Origin of the sequence: Rhodosalinus sp. (assembly GCF_046542825.1) — a bacterium.
Classification (GTDB): Bacteria; Pseudomonadota; Alphaproteobacteria; order Rhodobacterales; family Rhodobacteraceae; genus Rhodosalinus.
In genome coordinates, this window is record NZ_JBKHAQ010000064.1 from 1 (window position 1) to 16,193 (window position 16,193).

General features: G+C 70.6%; 14 protein-coding genes and 2 pseudogenes. 9 read left to right on the plus strand and 7 right to left on the minus strand.

The features are described 5' to 3' along the window. The 3 genes and pseudogenes from ACLFOB_RS09605 to ACLFOB_RS09615 form a co-directional block, all read left to right on the plus strand. Positions 1-607, plus strand: a pseudogene (locus tag ACLFOB_RS09605) (IS3 family transposase); the annotation flags it as partial. A 345-nt stretch (positions 608-952) separates the two neighbouring features. Then, entirely contained in the window at positions 953-1,747 is a 795-nt protein-coding gene (locus ACLFOB_RS09610) for an ABC transporter ATP-binding protein (RefSeq protein WP_410925944.1), read from the plus strand. A gap of 10 nt (positions 1,748-1,757) precedes the next feature. Continuing rightward, positions 1,758-3,566 carry an AMP-dependent synthetase/ligase gene (locus ACLFOB_RS09615; RefSeq protein ID WP_410925945.1) on the plus strand — a complete coding sequence of 603 codons (1,809 nt, stop codon included), beginning with the start codon at positions 1,758-1,760 and terminating at the stop codon, positions 3,564-3,566. Here the strand turns inward: ACLFOB_RS09615 and hpaR are convergent. After that, entirely contained in the window at positions 3,554-4,000 is a 447-nt protein-coding gene (gene hpaR, locus ACLFOB_RS09620; RefSeq protein ID WP_410925946.1) for a homoprotocatechuate degradation operon regulator HpaR, read from the minus strand. The two genes, ACLFOB_RS09615 and hpaR, sit on opposite strands and share 13 nt — an antisense overlap. A 36-nt stretch (positions 4,001-4,036) precedes the next feature. Between hpaR and ACLFOB_RS09625 the strand changes: the two are divergent. Then, a pseudogene (locus ACLFOB_RS09625) lies at positions 4,037-4,336 on the plus strand (hypothetical protein); the annotation flags it as partial. Positions 4,337-4,423: 87 nt separating this feature from the next. Here the strand turns inward: ACLFOB_RS09625 and tgt are convergent. Beyond that, entirely contained in the window at positions 4,424-5,554 is a 1,131-nt protein-coding gene (tgt, locus tag ACLFOB_RS09630) for a tRNA guanosine(34) transglycosylase Tgt (RefSeq protein ID WP_410916016.1), read from the minus strand. Positions 5,555-5,777: 223 nt separating this feature from the next. Between tgt and ACLFOB_RS09635 the strand changes: the two genes are divergently transcribed. Both ACLFOB_RS09635 and rimK read left to right on the plus strand, forming a co-directional pair. Then, a complete protein-coding gene (locus ACLFOB_RS09635) occupies positions 5,778-6,929 on the plus strand; it encodes an MFS transporter (protein WP_410916018.1) in 1,152 nt (383 codons plus the stop codon). Between the two features lie 60 nt (positions 6,930-6,989). Then, positions 6,990-8,396, plus strand: coding sequence for a 30S ribosomal protein S6--L-glutamate ligase (rimK, locus tag ACLFOB_RS09640; protein ID WP_410925947.1), 1,407 nt, complete (start codon positions 6,990-6,992; stop codon positions 8,394-8,396). Positions 8,397-8,534: 138 nt separating this feature from the next. Here the strand turns inward: rimK and ACLFOB_RS09645 are convergent, their stop codons facing one another. The 3 genes from ACLFOB_RS09645 to ACLFOB_RS09655 all read right to left on the minus strand — a co-directional run bounded on the left by ACLFOB_RS09645 (position 8,535) and on the right by ACLFOB_RS09655 (position 10,628). Beyond that, entirely contained in the window at positions 8,535-8,915 is a 381-nt protein-coding gene (locus ACLFOB_RS09645; RefSeq protein ID WP_410917539.1) for a DUF6525 family protein, read from the minus strand. A gap of 64 nt (positions 8,916-8,979) precedes the next feature. After that, a complete protein-coding gene (locus tag ACLFOB_RS09650; protein ID WP_410925948.1) occupies positions 8,980-9,447 on the minus strand; it encodes a MarR family winged helix-turn-helix transcriptional regulator in 468 nt (155 codons plus the stop codon). A gap of 2 nt (positions 9,448-9,449) precedes the next feature. Beyond that, complete coding sequence (locus tag ACLFOB_RS09655) at positions 9,450-10,628, minus strand: Acg family FMN-binding oxidoreductase (RefSeq protein WP_410925949.1); 1,179 nt, start codon at positions 10,626-10,628, stop codon at positions 9,450-9,452. Positions 10,629-10,760: 132 nt separating this feature from the next. Between ACLFOB_RS09655 and ACLFOB_RS09660 the strand changes: the two genes are divergently transcribed. The 3 genes from ACLFOB_RS09660 (at position 10,761) to ACLFOB_RS09670 (ending at position 13,375) form a co-directional block, all read left to right on the plus strand. Further along, positions 10,761-11,123: an SUF system Fe-S cluster assembly protein gene (locus tag ACLFOB_RS09660; protein WP_410917542.1), complete on the plus strand. Its 363-nt coding sequence runs from the start codon at positions 10,761-10,763 to the stop codon at positions 11,121-11,123. A 264-nt stretch (positions 11,124-11,387) separates the two neighbouring features. Next, the gene (locus ACLFOB_RS09665; protein ID WP_410925950.1) at positions 11,388-11,774 is read left to right on the plus strand and encodes a HesB/IscA family protein; all 387 of its coding nucleotides are present in this window, start codon (positions 11,388-11,390) and stop codon (positions 11,772-11,774) included. A 152-nt stretch (positions 11,775-11,926) separates the two neighbouring features. Next, positions 11,927-13,375 (plus strand): amidase, encoded by a 1,449-nt coding sequence (locus ACLFOB_RS09670; protein ID WP_410925951.1) that lies wholly within the window; start codon positions 11,927-11,929, stop codon positions 13,373-13,375. Between the two features lie 33 nt (positions 13,376-13,408). On the opposite strand, the gene ACLFOB_RS09675 is transcribed toward ACLFOB_RS09670, so the two are convergent. Then, on the minus strand, positions 13,409-14,413 hold the full coding sequence (locus tag ACLFOB_RS09675; protein WP_410925952.1) for a hypothetical protein: 1,005 nt from the start codon (positions 14,411-14,413) through the stop codon (positions 13,409-13,411). A 321-nt stretch (positions 14,414-14,734) separates the two neighbouring features. After that, positions 14,735-15,568, minus strand: coding sequence for a bifunctional allantoicase/(S)-ureidoglycine aminohydrolase (locus tag ACLFOB_RS09680; protein ID WP_410925953.1), 834 nt, complete (start codon positions 15,566-15,568; stop codon positions 14,735-14,737). Positions 15,569-16,193: the final 625 nt, after the last annotated feature.

The window sequence follows — 16,193 nt, forward strand, 5'->3', positions numbered from 1 at the left end:
GCGGAGGCCGAGACGATGAGCCAGACCGTCTCCGCCTCCGCGCAGCGCCCCTGCGGCCTGGCTCCGGTATGCAAGGTCTGGCGCCTGAGCCGGGCGACGCTGAGCCGTCACCGGCGGGCCGCCAACCGACCGACAGCGCCACGCCGGAGGCCGGGGCCAACCGGGCGCGATGCCGGGCGCCGCGCTGGTGCAGCGCATCCGGGCGCTGCTGGCGGACGGCCCCTTTCACGGCGAGGGCTATCGCAAGGTCTGGGCGCGGCTGCGTCATGCCGGCGTGCGCACCAGCGCGGCGTCGCGTGCTGCGGGGGATGCGTGACCATGGCCTGCTGGCACACCAGCGGCCCGGATCCCCGCGCGGGCCGCCACGCCGAAAGCATGCCTCCGGCATGACGCGCCCATGACGGCACGATCACGACGGAGCGGGTGGACGAGATGTGGGATGAGGGGCCAGCCCGCCACCGGTCGGAGGGCGGCCCCGAATGACATGACGGTCGTGGCCACCGGCGAGGGCCCGACCGCCGTCTTCATCGCCGTCGACCATTGCTCGGCCGAATGCATGGGCATGCATGCCAGCGCGCGGGCCACGCGGCACGAGGCGCTGGAGCCGAGCCCCATCTCGCGCGTCCGCCCGCACAGGGTGAAGCGATAGATCCACTGCGCGCCGCCATCCCGGCGCTTGTACAGCCAGAGGCCCCGCCCATCGCAGTGCTTGCCCGCGGGCAGGGACCTGAGCCAGGCGATCCGCGAGTTGTTCGATCTGACCGTTCCGTGTCCTTCTTCCAATCCACGTTCCGTGTTGAGACCGCCCGGACACTCCCGAGCGACCGAGAGACACTAAATCGCTGATTTAAAAATAAAATTAAAGCCGACTGGGCTCGCGTAGGAACTTGTGATACGGAAGGATACGCCTCCGGCGGGGGTATTTGGGGACCATTGAAAGGACGCGCCGTCCGTGCTGACCATCGAGAACATCGAGGTGACCTATCACCATGTGGTGCAGGCACTGCGCGGCCTGTCGCTGGAGGTGCCGGACGGCAAGATCGTGACGCTTCTGGGCACCAACGGGGCGGGCAAGACGACGACGCTCAAGGCTGCCTCGAACCTGCTGAAGCTGGAGAACGGCGAGCTGGGCGAGGGGCGCATCCTGTTCCAGGGCCGCGACATCCGCGGCGTCGAGCCCGACCGGCTGGTGCAGCAGGGGCTGTTCCATGTCCGCGAGGGGCGGCGCATCTTTGCCGAGATGACGGTGGAGGACAACCTGATCGCCGCGAGCTATGCGCTCGACCGCCGCGACGCGCGTGCCGATTACGACAAGGTCTGGGACTTCTTCCCGGTTCTGAAGGAGCGGCGTCGGCAGGTCGCGGGCTACCTCTCGGGCGGCGAGCAGCAGATGCTCGCCTTCGGGCGCGCGCTGATCGCGCAGCCCAGGCTCATCCTGATGGACGAGCCGTCGCTGGGCCTTGCGCCGAAGGTCGTGGAAGAGATCTTTGCCACGATCCGCCGGCTCAACCGGGAAGAGGGAGTGACGATCCTTGTGGTCGAGCAGAACGCCGGCGTCGCCTTTTCGGTCGCGGACTACGGCTACATCATGGAGCACGGGCAGATCGTGCTGGAAGGGCCGGTCGCGACGCTGCGCGACGACAAGGATATCCGCAGCTTCTATCTCGGCGTCGCCGAGGAGGGCGAGGCGCGGCAGAGCTTCCGCGACGTGAAGCACTACAAGCGCCGCAAGCGCTGGCTGAGCTGAGGAGAGGGTCATGGCACGCAGCTTCCGCACGCAGGTCGAGATGATCGCCGGCCATGCGAAGGCCGCCCCCGACCGCGTGGCGATGCGCCAGAAGGAATTCGGCATCTGGCAGGAGCTGACGTGGGCCGACCTGCAGGACGTGACCCGCGCGCTGGCAGCGGGACTGATCGAGCTTGGCATGGAGCACGGCGCGCATTGCGGGATCCTCGGCGAGAACCGGCAGGAATGGGTGCTGGCGCAGTTCGGCATCGCCGCGGCGGGCGGCGTGGTGGTGGGGATGTATCCCACGAGCCCCGCCGCGGAGATCGAGCATCTGGTCAACGCCTCTGACACCACGATCCTGTTCATCGAGGACCAGGAACAGCTCGACAAGATCGTGGATCTGCGCGGGCGGCTGCCGAAGCTGCGCCAGCTGATCGTCTTCGACCCGAAGGGCACGGGGCAGAGCCGCGAGCTTGACCTGACGAGCTTCGACGCGCTGCTGGAGCGCGGGCGCGCCGTGCTGGCCGCGCAGGAGGCGGAGATCGCCCGCCGCCAGGGGCTGGTGAAGGCCGAGGACACCGCGATGATGGTCTTCACCTCGGGCTCCACCGGGCTGCCCAAGGCGGCGATGATCAGCCATGCCAACCTTTCGGCCGCGGCGGATTACGCGCGGCAGATCTTTGCCGATTTCCCGCCCGGCACCAACGTGCTGAGCTACCTGCCGCTCTGCCACATCGCGGAGCAGAACGTGACCGTGACCAATGCGCTGGCCGGGCAGATGGTGATGAACTTCGGCGAATCGCTGCGCACCATCCGGCTGGACCTGCGCGACGTGGCGCCCGAGATCTTCTTCGGCGTGCCGCGCATCTGGGAAAAGACGCAGGCCGAGATCAGCGTGCAGGCGGCGACCGCCGGGCCGGTGCGGCGGCCGATGATCCTGAAGGCGCTGCAGGTCGCGAAAGAGCTCGGCGCGAAGCGGCGGGATAGCTGGAGCGCGGCCGAGCGGCTGCGCTGGCGCTTCTGGGATCTGGTGATCTACCGCCACATCCGCGCCTACCTGGGGCTCTCGCGCTGCCGCTTCGCGATCACGGCCGCCGCGCCCATCTCGGAGGACCTTCTGGCCTTCGTGCGCGGGATCGGAATCAACGCGCGCGAGGCCTGGGGGATGTCGGAGACCACCGGCGCGGCCAGCATCCAGCCCGACTGGGGCTGTTCGGACGGGCGCGTGGGATTCTTCATCGAGGGTGTGGAGCACCGGATCGCGCAGGACGGGGAACTGCTGGTGCGCGGCCCCATCGTCTTCAAGGGCTACTACAGGAACGAGGAGGCCACCGCGGAGGCGCTGACCGGGGACGGCTGGCTGCACACCGGCGACGTGGCCGAACATGCGCCCGACGGCTCGATCACCCTGATCGACCGCAAGAAGGACATCATGATCAACGCGGCCGGCAAGAATCTGTCGCCCTCGCTGATCGAGAACGTGATGAAGGCCAGCCCCTACATCAAGGAATGCATAGTCATCGCCGACCGGCGGCAGTATGTCACGGCGCTTGTGCAGATCGACATGGACACGGTGCGGATCTGGGCCGAGAACAAGAAGATCGCCTATACCACCTTCCGCTCGCTGGCCGAGAACCCGCGCGTGCAGGAGCTGATCGAGGGCGAGGTGGCGCGGCTGAACGGCCAGCTCGCGCGCGTCGAGCAGATCAAGAAGGTCTGGCTGCTGCCCAAGGAGCTCGACCACGACGACGGCGAGGTGACGGCGACGATGAAGGTGCGCCGCGCCAGGATCTATCAGTCCTACGGCGACCGGATCGAGGCGCTTTACGCGCGGTAGGCGGCGAGCTCTTCCAGCAGGTCCAGCAGCCGGTCCAGCCGATCGGCGCCATAGCGGTCCTCGAGCTCCGCCAAAAGGCGGTTGCTCTCGTCGAGATGCGCGGCGATCAGCGCCTCTCCGGCCGCGGTGATCCCCACCCAGAAGGTGCGGCGATCCGTTTCGTGCGGGGTGCGCGCGATAAGCCCCTTGTCTTCCAGACCGCGCAGGATGCGGGTGAGCGAGGGCATCAGCAGGCAGGCATCGCGCGCGATGCTGGCGGGATCGCTGGGCCCGCGCTCGTGCACCACGCGCAGCACGCGCCATTGCTGCTCTGTCACGCCGGCCTGCGCCAGCATGGCGCGGATCGGCACCATCACCGTCTCGCGCGCTCGCAACAGCGCGATGGGCAGCGAGCGCGAGGTGGCGCGCGGGCTCTGCGGGGCGGATGTGTTCATGCGCGGGATTATCCGCGAAAACGGTTTCGTTAACAAGTGCACGATATCAAGGCTGACGGATGGTCCGCACTTTCATCCAAACGTCAACCAGCGAGCGGGGGTGCCGCGCTGGAAACAGATGTCTTTCCCAAGTCGGGGCTGCGCGTAGGCGGGTATCGGGCCGATCGCTGCGCCATCGCCGAGGGGCATCCCTACAACGCATTCGTCGACATCTCGATCCGGCTGCGCGCCGGGCGCGCCAGAGAGGCGAAGGAGGCGGCGACGGCGCATGCCTTCGAGGTGGCAAGGCGCCATCCGGCCCCGCTGATCGCGCGGTCCCCATCGCCGTCGACCGAGATGCGGGACATCTCCAGCTTCACCACGCTGGTGCCCGGCGACGTGATCGTGACCGGCACAAGGACCCGCGCGCGCAGGGCAGCCTGCTCAGATCGGGTCGATGTCGCCCTCCGCACGCTGACGATGGAACGCCGCCTCCCACTCGGCGAAACGCGCGGCGGCGATGGCCTCGCGCATCCCTGCCATGATCTCCTGGAAATAGTGCAGGTTGTGCCAGGTCAGCAGCATGGCCGACAGGATCTCGCCCGCGCGGAAGAGGTGGTGCAGGTAGGCGCGCGAATAGCTGCGGCAGGCCGGGCAGCCGCAGGCCTCGTCCAGCGGGCGGGGATCGTCGCGGTGCCGCGCGTTCTTCAGGTTGACGGGGCCGCGGCGGGTAAAGGCCTGCCCCGTCCGCCCGGACCGCGTCGGCAGCACGCAGTCCATCATGTCGATGCCGCGCTTCACCGCGCCAACGATGTCGTCGGGCTTGCCCACCCCCATCAGGTAGCGCGGCCGGTCCGCGGGCAGCATCGCGGGCGCGTAATCCAGCACGCCGAACATCGCGGCCTGCCCCTCGCCCACGGCCAGCCCGCCCACCGCGTAGCCGTCGAAGCCGACCGAGCGCAGCGCCTCGGCCGACTCTTCCCGCAGGTCGCGCTCCAGCCCGCCCTGCTGGATGCCGAACAGCGCATGTCCCGGCCGGTCGCCGAAGGCCTCGCGCGAGCGCGCGGCCCAGCGCATCGACAGGCGCATCGACTCCTCGATCCGCCGCCGGTCGGCCGGCAGCGCCGGGCACTCGTCGAAGGCCATCGCGATGTCCGACCCAAGCAGACGCTGAATCTCCATCGACCGCTCGGGCGTCAACTCGTGCCGCGCCCCGTCCAGATGGCTGCGAAACGTCACGCCGCGCTCGGTCAACTGCCGCAACTCGGCCAGGCTCATCACCTGGAAACCGCCCGAGTCGGTCAGGATCGGCCGCTCCCAGTTCATGAAGCGGTGCAGCCCGCCCAGCCGCGCCACCCGCTCCGCCCCCGGGCGCAGCATCAGGTGATAGGTGTTGCCCAGCAGGACGTCGGCACCGGTCTCCGCCACGCTCTCGGGGCGCATCGCCTTCACGGTCGCCGCCGTGCCCACCGGCATGAAGGCGGGCGTGCGGATCGTGCCGCGCGGCGTGTCGATCCGGCCAAGCCGGGCCGCACCGTCGGTGGCCAGAAGCTCGAAGGCAAAGCGCGCGCTCATGCCCGCCTCCCTGCGCCATCCGCGCGCCGCGCGCAAGCGGCGCGGCAGTCCCACGCAGCACCCCTGCCGGCGCGCGCGCCCGCCAGATCCTTCCTCTTGCCCGAAATACCCTCGGGGGGTGAGGCGGCGAAGCCGCCGAGGGGGGCAGACAGCCCCCCTTGCCGCCCTGTCGTCCCCGCTCCCCCCTTGCGCCCCGTCGCGCCGCGCCGCAAGAGCCGGCCCCATGCGTCCCGCCGCCCCACCCGTGTTCCTCGTTCTTGCGCTCTATGCCGCGGGCCTCGGCGCGGCCGGGCAATACGCCAAGCTCGCCGTGCCCTTCGAGGCGCTGGGGGCCGCCTATCCCCAGGCCGGCGCGGCGCTGGGCTGGACCGTCTCGCTGATCAGCCTGCCGGGCGTCGCGCTGGGGCTCGCTGCGGGCGCACTCGCCACCCGGCTGGGCCTGCGGCGCAGCCTGATCGGCGCGCTGGCCGCCGGCGCCGTAATTGCCGCGGCGCAGGCCACGTTGCCGCCGCTGCCGGTCCTGCTGACGCTGCGACTGGTGGAGGGCGCCGCGCATCTGGCCATCGTGGTGGCGGCGCCCACGCTCATCGCGCAAGTGGCGCCGGACCGCTGGCGCGGCGCAGCGCTCACGCTCTGGGGCACCTTCTTCGGCGTGGCCTTCACGGCGGTGGCGGTGCTGGGCCTGCCGCTGGTCGCCGCGGCGGGCCTTCCCGCCCTGCTTTGGGCGCATGCCGCCTGGATGGCCGCGATCGCGGCGCTGCTGGCCCGGATTCTGCCGCGGGCAGAGGCGGATCATGCAGCAGAACCCCCTGCCCCCCACCTCCTCGACGCGCACCGGGCGGTCTACGGCTCGCCCTTCCTTGCCGCGCCCGCCTCCGGCTGGCTCTTCTACACGCTGACCTACGTGGCGCTGCTGGCCGTGCTGCCGCTCACCCTCGCGCCTGCGGAGGGCCGTGCGCTCGCAGCCTTCGCGCCGCTTGCGGGCATCGCGCTCTCGATGAGCGTGGGGGTCTGGCTGCTGCGCCGGATGGCGGCCGTGCAGGTCATCCTCTGGGGCTTCGGTCTGTCGCTGGCGCTGACCCCCTTTCTCGGGCTGGGCGTTGCCCCGGCGGTCGCGCTCTTTGCCGCGCTGGGGCTGGTGCAGGGAGCAAGTTTCGCCGCCGTGCCGGAGCTTGCGCAGACCGCGCCCGAGCGTGCGCTCGCCAACGGCGCGCTCGCGCAGATGGGCAACGCCGGCAACCTGCTGGGCACGCCGGTGATGCTGGCAACCTTCGGCGCGGGCGGGATGCCGGCGCTGGTCGGGCTGACCGCCCTGGCCTATGCCGCCGCCATCGCGGCGCATCTGGCGCTCGCACTGCGCCGCGCCCGTGCCTGAGCGGCGCCGATGGACTTGTCGCAAGGGCCGGTTAGGCTCACCGCCTGAAAGGAGGGCTTCATGGCCGACGACAACCTGATCCGCTTCGGCTGGGAGGAATGGGTGGCGCTGCCCGATCTCGGGCTGCCCGCGCTGCGCGCCAAGGTGGACACCGGCGCGCGCACCTCGGCGCTCCACGCCTGGGACATCGAGACCTTCGGCCCGGTCTCGAAGCCGCGCGTGCGCTTTACCGTGCACCCGATCCCGGGGCGCGAGGACGTGGTGATCCCCTGCTCGGCGGTGATCCTCGACCGGCGCACCGTCACCTCGTCGAACGGCGAGAGCGAAAGCCGCTACGTCATCGCCTCGACGCTGCGCGTGGCCGACCACAGCTGGCGGATCGAGCTCACGCTGACCAACCGCGCCACGATGGCCAGCCGGATGCTGCTGGGCCGCGAGGCGCTGAAGGATCACATCACCATCGTGGCCACCGACCGCTTCTGCCAGCCCGAGCTGAGCTACGACGTCTACCACAGCACGCATGTCCGCAAACTGGCGCCGAACCGCGCGCTGCGCATCGCCGTCCTGAGCCGCGAGGACAACTACTCCACCCGCCGCCTCGTCGAGGAGGGCGAGGCGCGCGGCCACTCGGTCGAGGTGGTGGACACCACCCGCTGCTACATGGCGATCAACGCGCTCTCGCCGGAGGTGCATTACGACGGCAAGCGCCTGCCGCGCTATGACGCGGTGATCCCGCGTATCGGCGCCTCGATCACCCCCTATGGCGCGGCGGTGGTGCGGCAGTTCGAGACGATCGGCACCTTCTGCATCAACGGCTCCGAGGGGATCGTCGCCAGCCGCGACAAGCTCTATGCCCATCAGCTCATGGCACGGCACCGCATCGGGATGCCCAACACCGCCTTCGCGTCCTCGCCCAAGGACACCGACAGCCTGATCAAGCTGGTGGGCACCGCGCCGCTGATCGTCAAGCTGCTGGAATCGACCCAAGGCAAGGGCGTGGTGCTGGCCGAGACGAAGAAGGCCGCGCAGTCGGTGATCGACGCCTTCCGCGGGCTCAGGGCCAACTTCCTGGTGCAGGACTTCGTCAAGGAGGCGGCGGGCGAGGACATCCGTTGCCTCGTCGTCGGCAACAAGGTGGTGGCCTCGATGAAGCGCACCGGGGCCGAGGGCGACTTTCGCTCCAACCTGCACCGCGGCGGCACGGCCCAGCGCGTGCGCATCACGAGGACCGAACGCGAGACCGCCCTCAAGGCCGCGCGCGCCTTCAACCTCAACCTCGCGGGCGTGGACCTCCTGCGATCCGAGACGGGCCCCAAGGTGCTGGAGGTGAACTCCTCGCCGGGCCTCGAAGGAATCGAGACGGCGAGCGGCAAGAACGTGGCCGGCCTGCTTTACGACGAGATCGAGCGCCGCGTCCGCCCCGCACCGGTGCGCAGGCGGCGCGCGGGCGCGCAGGCGGGTGACTGACGGGTAACCGACCGGCGCGACCACCACTCAGACCCGGCGAATTTTCGATCGAAAATTCGCCGGGTCGCCTCCCTCCGGCCCGAGAAAATTCTTCGATCGAAGAATTTTCGCACGCACGCCGCCCGTCACCGGAGACCGTCACCGGGGAGGCGTCGGCCCCCCGTCGCCGCGTCCGCGGGCGTGCAGATAGGGATGCGTCGGACCCCAGACCCGGGCGACGTCCTCTGCCAGACGCTCGGCCTCGATCCGGCTCATCTCTTGCTGCGCGCGGCGCACGTCACCGCCCGAGCGGCGCAGCACGCGGCGCCAGATCCGCAGCGCCGAGCGCGGCGACCAGGGCATCGCCGCCTGCGCCAGCCATTCCCTGAGCGGCGCGGGCAGATCGTCGTAGTCCGCCAGGGGATTGCACCCCGACGGACCAAGAAGCGTGCTGCGCGCGGCGTTTCCGCCCGCGCGACGTGCGGCAGGTCTGGAAAGCGCGCGCAGGGCGGCACGCAGGGGCTGTGACAGCCTGTGCATTCCGGCCGTGCCTTCCGCTCGTGTGTCAATGGAAACTATCGCGGCCGCCAGTTTGGGCAATGCGTCAGGCATCGCGCATCCGGTCCATCTCGGCCCGCAGCGTGGCGAGGTCCGGCAGAATGCGTTCCACCGCCGCGCGCGGAAAGCGGCGGCGCACCTCGGCCAGGTCGTCGGCGAGCGAAGCGATCGCGTCGTCGCGAAAGCGTCGCCCCGCGGGCGTCAGGCGGACGAGCTTGCTGCGCCCGTCGCGCGGGTTGGGCGCAAGCTCCACCAGCCCGCGCGCCTCGAGCCCCGACAGCGTGTGCGTCATCGTCGTCTTGGGCACCTGGAAGGCCCGCGCCAGGGCGAGCGGCGTGACACCGTCGCCCAGCCGCACGAGGTGGTTGAGAACCGAGAAATGCGGCACCGTCAGCCCCTCGGGCAGCCGCACCTCGAACAGCGCGCGGCTCAGCTGCGCGAGGATCCCGATCTCGTTGAAGAGTTCGAGATAGAGCGCCGTGTCGCCCGCCTCGCCGCGTTCGCCGTCCGCCATGCCTACCCCGTCAGATGTGCCTCGAGACCGCGGCGCGGCGCCGGCGGCTGCTCGGACGCGCCCGCCGAAGGATATCCCAGTCGCGCCAGCATCTGCACGGTATTGGCGGGCCGCGGCGCGTCAAGCAGTTCGTGGATCGCGGCATGGTGCGGCGCGACCTGCGGGTATTCCTGCAGGGCCTGCTGGTTGGGGTGCAGCGCGAGACCGCGTGCCGAGGCCTCCAGCGCCATGCGCATGTAGGCACGGCCGGCGGCGACTTGCGCGGCCCGCGCGTTGCCCTCGGTCACGATCCACAGGTAGGCCGCCGTCGCCTTGGTGATGGCATCGAACTCGGCGATCTGGCTGGTGATGGCGATCGAGTCGGGCGCGGGATAGACCGCGCGGTCGTAGAGCCCGCTGCGCTCCAGCAGGACCAGCATCGGCGCGTCGATCACGATGCCGTGGCGGTGCCGCTCGATCTCGGAGGTGCCGATCCGGAGCACGCGCGCCGATTCCATGAAGGTCCGCTCGGTCAGCAGCTCCTGTGCCCAGGCCTCGCGGGCGATCCGGCGGATTTCTGCGACCTGCCCGCGGCCCGTCGCCACCCCGGCGCGCAGCCCGTCGCCCGGCTGCGCCGCGGCGGCCAGCGCGGCGATGTCCCCGGCCTGCACAGGGCGGGAGGGGTCGTAGGCGCGCCGGTCGGTCCGTCGCCGCGCGGCCTCGGCAAACAGCGGCGGAGTCGCTGCCTGTGGATCCTCGACCATGCGGACGGTGGCGAGGCGCCGCCCGTTCAGCCGTTCGCCGGGCACGCCTTCGGGAAAGAGGGTCGTCTGCGCCTGGAACCCTCGTGCAGCCGCCGCCATCTCCAGCAGTTCCAGGAAGGTCCCAAGGCCCATGGTGATCTGCCGGTTGTAGGGGTCGGTCTCGGGCAGCATCCGCGCGGGATCGAGGCTGATGCCGATCACGCCCGGCACCGACAGGTCCGCGCGCCAGGGCTGCAGGTTGTGCGAATTGGGCGCGAGGATCGCGTGCGCCAGCGCGAAGCGGCGCGGCTCGGCGTCCTGTCCCGCCGCGGCCCAGGCGGCCACCGCGCCTTGCGGCACGGGAAAGACCCGCGCGCCGGCCCAGGCCCAGCTTCCCGCGGCGGCCGCGGCGAGCACGGCGCTGCCGCCGGCCAGCCGCATGAAGGTTCTGCGGTGCATCACGGCCTCCCTTGGTTCGATATAGCACTATATCGTCCGATATCGAACCAGGCAAGCCTGAAGTGCCGTGCGCCCTTTACGCTCCGCCCGGGCTTTCCTATATCTTCACTTGGAATGACCGGGCGAGGAGCCATGAACGACGCAAGCCAACCGCTCGAAGGGACGCCGCTGATCCAGCCCTCCAGCACGGATCACCCGCTCTACGATCAGATTGTCGAGGCGCTTCGCGGCGTTTACGACCCCGAGATTCCGGTCAACATCTTCGACCTGGGCCTGATCTACACCGTCGACATCGACGCCGAGAACGCGGTCAAGGTCATCATGACGCTGACCGCGCCGGGCTGTCCCGTGGCGGGCGAGATGCCCGGCTGGGTGGCCGACGCGATCGAGCCGCTGCCCGGCGTCAAGCAGGTGGACGTGGACCTTGTCTTCGACCCGCCTTGGGGCATGGACATGATGAGCGACGAGGCGCGGCTGGAACTGGGCTTCATGTAGCCCGCGGCACGCCGTCCTTGGGGCCAGGTCGGTGTTCCTCCTGCCCGACCGCACGAAGGCCGACCACACGAAGGCGCACCGCACGAAGGTGCTCCTGCGCCGAAACCGGCAGCCGCGCACGCACATCACTGGCGGCTGTTCGCAGGGGTGCGGGGCGGCGGGCGTCCGTGTCGAAGCGTCGCCGTTGACGAGGTCGAAATGATCGGTCCCGTTGCGCGCCTGCCGGTCGGAGCCTATGTTTCGGCCAAGAGGAAAGGAGGCCCCATGTTCGGCATCCCCGGCAAGCAGGCCGTCACGCTGACCCCGGCGGCGGTCACGCAGATCACGAAGCTCATGGAGCGTGACGGGCGTCACGGCTTGCGCATCGGCGTGAAGAAGGGCGGCTGTGCAGGCATGGAATACACCATGGACTACGTCGACACGCCCGACCCAAACGACGAGGTGGTCGAGCAGGACGGCGCGCGCGTGATGATCGCGCCCATGGCGCAGATGTTCCTCTTCGGCACCGAGATCGACTACCAGACCTCGCTTCTGGAATCGGGCTTCCACTTCCGAAACCCCAACGTGGCCGATGCCTGCGGCTGCGGCGAGTCGATCAAGTTCAAGGACGTGGAAGAACTGCAGGCCGAGCAGGAGCAGGCCCGCGGCTGACAGGGCGGCTCGCTCCGCGGTCCGTCCGTCGCTTCCTGTTCAGCGGCACCACGAAGAGCGCCCGCAAGGGCGCGATGAGTGCCTGCGCCCCGCTCTGGACCGCACCTGCGGTGGCTGGTAGCGCTGTGGCGGCCCAGCACCGGAGCCTGCCCTTGACCGACACCGCGCATCCCGCCTTCACCGGCCCCGATCTCTGCCGCCTTTCCGCGCGCGAGGCGGTGCGCCTGCTGGATCGCGGCGAGGTTTCGCCCGCCGAGATGCTGGAGGCCGCTTTCGCCCGCATGGATCAGGTCGAACCGGCGGTGAACGCCACGGTGATCCGGGCCGGGGCGCGGGCGCAAGAGGCCGTCGCACGGCTTGACCGGGCGGACGCGGGGACGCCTGGCTGGCTCGCCGGCCTGCCCATCGGCATCAAGGAACTCACCCCCGTGGCCGGCCTGCGCCACACGATGGGCAGCCCCGCGCTGGCCGATCAGGTGGCCGAGGCCAGCGATCCGCTGGTCGAACGGCTGGAGTCGCGCGGCGGCGTGGTCGCGGGCAAGACCAACTCGCCCGAGTTCGGCGCGGGCGGCAACACCTTCAATCCGGTCTTCGGCATCACCCGCAACCCGTGGGACACGCGGCGGAACGCGGGCGGATCGTCGGGCGGCGCGGCGGTGTCGCTTGCCACGGGCGAACTCTGGCTCAGCCACGGCTCGGACCTTGCCGGCAGCCTGCGCACGCCGGCGGCCTGTTGCGGCGTGCTGGGTCTGCGCCCTGCGCCCGGCCGCGCGGGCGGCGGACCGGCCAGCACCGCCTTCGCGATCGAGGCGCTGCAGGGGCCGATGGCGCGCGACACCGGCGATCTGGCGCTCTTTCTCGACGCGATGGCCGGCTGGGACGCGCGCCAGCCCATCAGCCTGCCCGCGCCCGAGGAGCCCTTCCTCGCCGCCTGGGACCGGCCGCCGGGGCGGATCCGCCTTGCCTTCTCCGAGGATCAGGGCGGCTTCGCCCCCGTGGAGGCGGAGATCCGCGCGGTCCTGCGCGCCGCGATGACCCGCGTGGCCCGGGCCGGCACCCCGGTGGAAGAGGCCTGCCCCGACCTGCCCGGCCTGTCGGACACCTATCTCACCCTGCGCGGCGTCCATTACGGCGCTGTGATGGGCGCCCTGCCCGACCGGGTGCAGGCGGCCTTCAAGCGCACGGTGCGCGAGAACGTGGCCTTCGGCCTGTCGCTCGACCCGCAGGCGATCTATGCCGCGATGCGCCAGCGAACGGTCCTCTACCACGCGATGCGGACATTTCTGGAACGCTACGACGCGCTGGCGATTCCCGTCGTGGGCCTTTCCCCCGGCCCGGTGGAAGAGGAGTATCCCGCCCGGGTCGACGGTGAGCCGGTGCGCGACTATGTGGACTGGCTGCGCTTTTCCTTCCTCGCCACCACTTGCGGGCTGCCGGCGCTGGCGATGCCCGCGGGCTTCACCGCGGCCGGCCTGCCGGTCGGGCTGCAACTGATCGGACCGCCCCGCGGCGAAGCGCGGCTCCTGCAGGTAGCGCGCCACGTCGAGGAGGTGCTTGGCCTGCCCGCCACGCCGATCGACCCGGTGGTGCGGCACGGCTGATCCGGGCGCGTCGCGCCATCCCCGGGCACGGGCTCACCGCATCCAGAAACCCGCCTTCCTGATCTGGTTGCGCAGCGCCTGTTCCTTGCGCGGCAGGTTTTCGCGGTCGAACATCGCCCGCAGCTTCGCGCCCTGCCCGTGAAAGATCATCTTGCGGAAGGGCTCATGGAGCTTGAGCACCTTCTTGATCCGGTTGGGTGCGGCGACAGTCTCCAGCGCCGCGACCACGCGGTCGGGCTCGCGCGCATAGAGCAGCGGCATCAGCCGATAGTGACAGGTCGTGCGCCCGTCGAGCCAGCCCGCTTCCAGCGCGTCGCGCCCGCCGCCGAAGGCATGGATCACCAGCGGCAGCGCCACCTGGTCGAGCCAGGGATCGAGGCTCTGGCACACCAGTTCCGGCGGCGGGTCGTCGCGGATCGTGAGCGCATAGTTCAGAAAGCGCGCACCGAAGGTCTGCGGGCAGCGATAGTAGAAGAAGCCGGCGTTGAAGTAGAGGTAGCGGCGCCAGTATTCGTCCGGTTCCGAACGGTCCAGCGAGCTGCCGAAATCGAGGCCGAAGCGGTCGTAGAGCGATTTCCAGATCGCGGTGTAGCCCGGCCCGTAAAGCTCGATCTGCGGCCAGGTGCCCGTCACCCGGCGCGAGGCGCAGGGTCGGTCGAAATCGAACGGGACGGCGGAAAGCTCGTCCAGCACCAGCGTATCGCTGTCGAAGAAGACGAAGGGCCGCCCCTCGGGCAGCGCGAAGAGCGCCTCGATCTTGTTGCCGTAGGGATAGGCATGGCCGAAATGGCGGCTCTCGAAGGGCACGATCTCGGCGCCCAGGTCCTCGAGCAGCGCGCGCGTTTCCTTGCAGCGAATACGCGGATCGCGCGGCCAGAGCGGGCCGGGCTGCGGCTCCGCGACCACCAGCCGCCCCGCGAAGCCCGGACTGAAGCGGCGCAGCGAGGCGGCGAAGAGCGCCGCCTCGTACCCCAGCCGCCCGGCCTGCCCCACCACGAGGATGTCGAATCCCGGTCCCGCGGCCGAACCCTGTGTCATGCCGGTGCTGCCCTCGCACTCCTTCGGCTGCGCACTATAGGCCCGTGGCGCGCGGGCGGGAACCGGCCTGCCGCGCGCGGGTCGCAGACCGGGGGGCATTGAGGCCTGGCCACCTCAGATGGGGCCGTACTGTTCCCCGCGCCGGCCCCGGCGGTCGCGCCGACGACCCGCTGACCGCCGGGCCGCCTGTGCCGACGGGGCAATTCACCACCGCCACGGAGGTGAAACCGGGTCGTCGAGCCGACCATGCTCGACATGGCCGGCCCCGTCGGCTGGGCACCATGACGGCTGCCGAAGGCGCTGCACCGGCGCCTGCACCGGTCAACCGGGCACCAGCGGCCCCAGCGGCGCGTGGCGGTTCACGTCCTTGTAGAGCAGGTAACGGAAGGGGCCGGGGCCGCCGGCATAGCAGGCCTGCGGGCAGAAGGCGCGCAGCCACATGTAGTCGCCCGCCTCGACCTCGACCCAGTCGCGGTTGAGCCGGTAGGCGCCCTTGCCCTCCAGCACATAGAGTCCGTGTTCCATCACATGGGTCTCGAGAAAGGGGATCACGGCACCCGGCCCCAGCGTGACGATGGTGACATGCATGTCGTGTCGCAGGTCGTCGGGGTCCATGAAGCGCGTGGTGGCCCAGCGTCCCTCCGTCCCGGGCATCGGGGCGGGGGCGATCCGGGCCTCGTCCGCGGTGAAGGGATCGGGCGGCGAAAGCCCCTCCACCGGCGCCCAGGCCTTGCGGATCCAGTGAAAGCGCGCCGGAGTCCCGCCCATCGCGTGCAGCGTCCAGCGCGCGCCCGGGGGCACATAGGCGAAATGCCCGGGACCGAGCGCATGGGCCGCGTCCCCGACCCTGAGCCGGACCTCTCCATGCGTGACGAAGAGCGCGGCCTCGGCCCGCGGATCGGGCTCGGGCTGGTCCGACCCGCCGCCCGGCGATACCTCCATCGCGTAATGCGAGAAGGTCTCCGCAAAACCGGTCATCGGGCGGGCGAGCACCCAGAGGCGTGTTCCCTCCCAGTGGGGCAGGCGGCTGGCGACGATGTCGCGCTGAACCCCGCGCGGGATCACCGCGTAGGCCTCGGTGAAGACCGCGCGCCCTGTCAGCAGGTCGTCCTGCGGGGGATGGCCGCCCGGAGGGGCGGCGTAGCTGCGGATCATGGGCCAGGCTCTCCTGTCGGTCGGGCGACTGTGGCGTGCGGCGCCCCGGCCCGCAAGGGCTGCGGACGGATGGCGGCAGCCGCCTGTCCCGCAGAATTGCGCCGCGGCATGCCATGACCCGGCCCGAGGACAGGCCGGCTTTCGGGACCTGTCCCACCTCGGGGCTCACCCGCGCCGGCAGCCCGGGCGGGCGTCACCGACGCGGGCACCGCCCCCCCTGGCGCCCGCCTGACCGGCGGCGCAAAGCTCATCGCGGGCCTGTCGAGCGTCACCGGCGCCGAGCCCGCCCGGGTCCGGGGCGCCGGCAGTACCGCCTGCGCCGTCTCCGCCGGGAAGCAACCGGCGCCGAGCCCGAGACCGGCCACACCGCGGAAACCGTCGACTGCTTCGACTTCGACCGGAGCGGCCGATTCACCGCCCTTTCAGATGAGGGCGTGTATGACCCGCGATCGCCTCCGCGCCCAATCCGCGGTGATCGGCGGCTGCGCCGCTGCCGCCAGGTCGGTGCCGTCCTTCCCCGGTCTAGAGTCGTTCGAGCAGCGTGGCGTTGGCCATGCCGCCGCTTTCGCCCATCGTCTGCAGGCCGAAGCGGCCGTCCGTCTCCTCGAGCGCGCGCAAGAGGTTC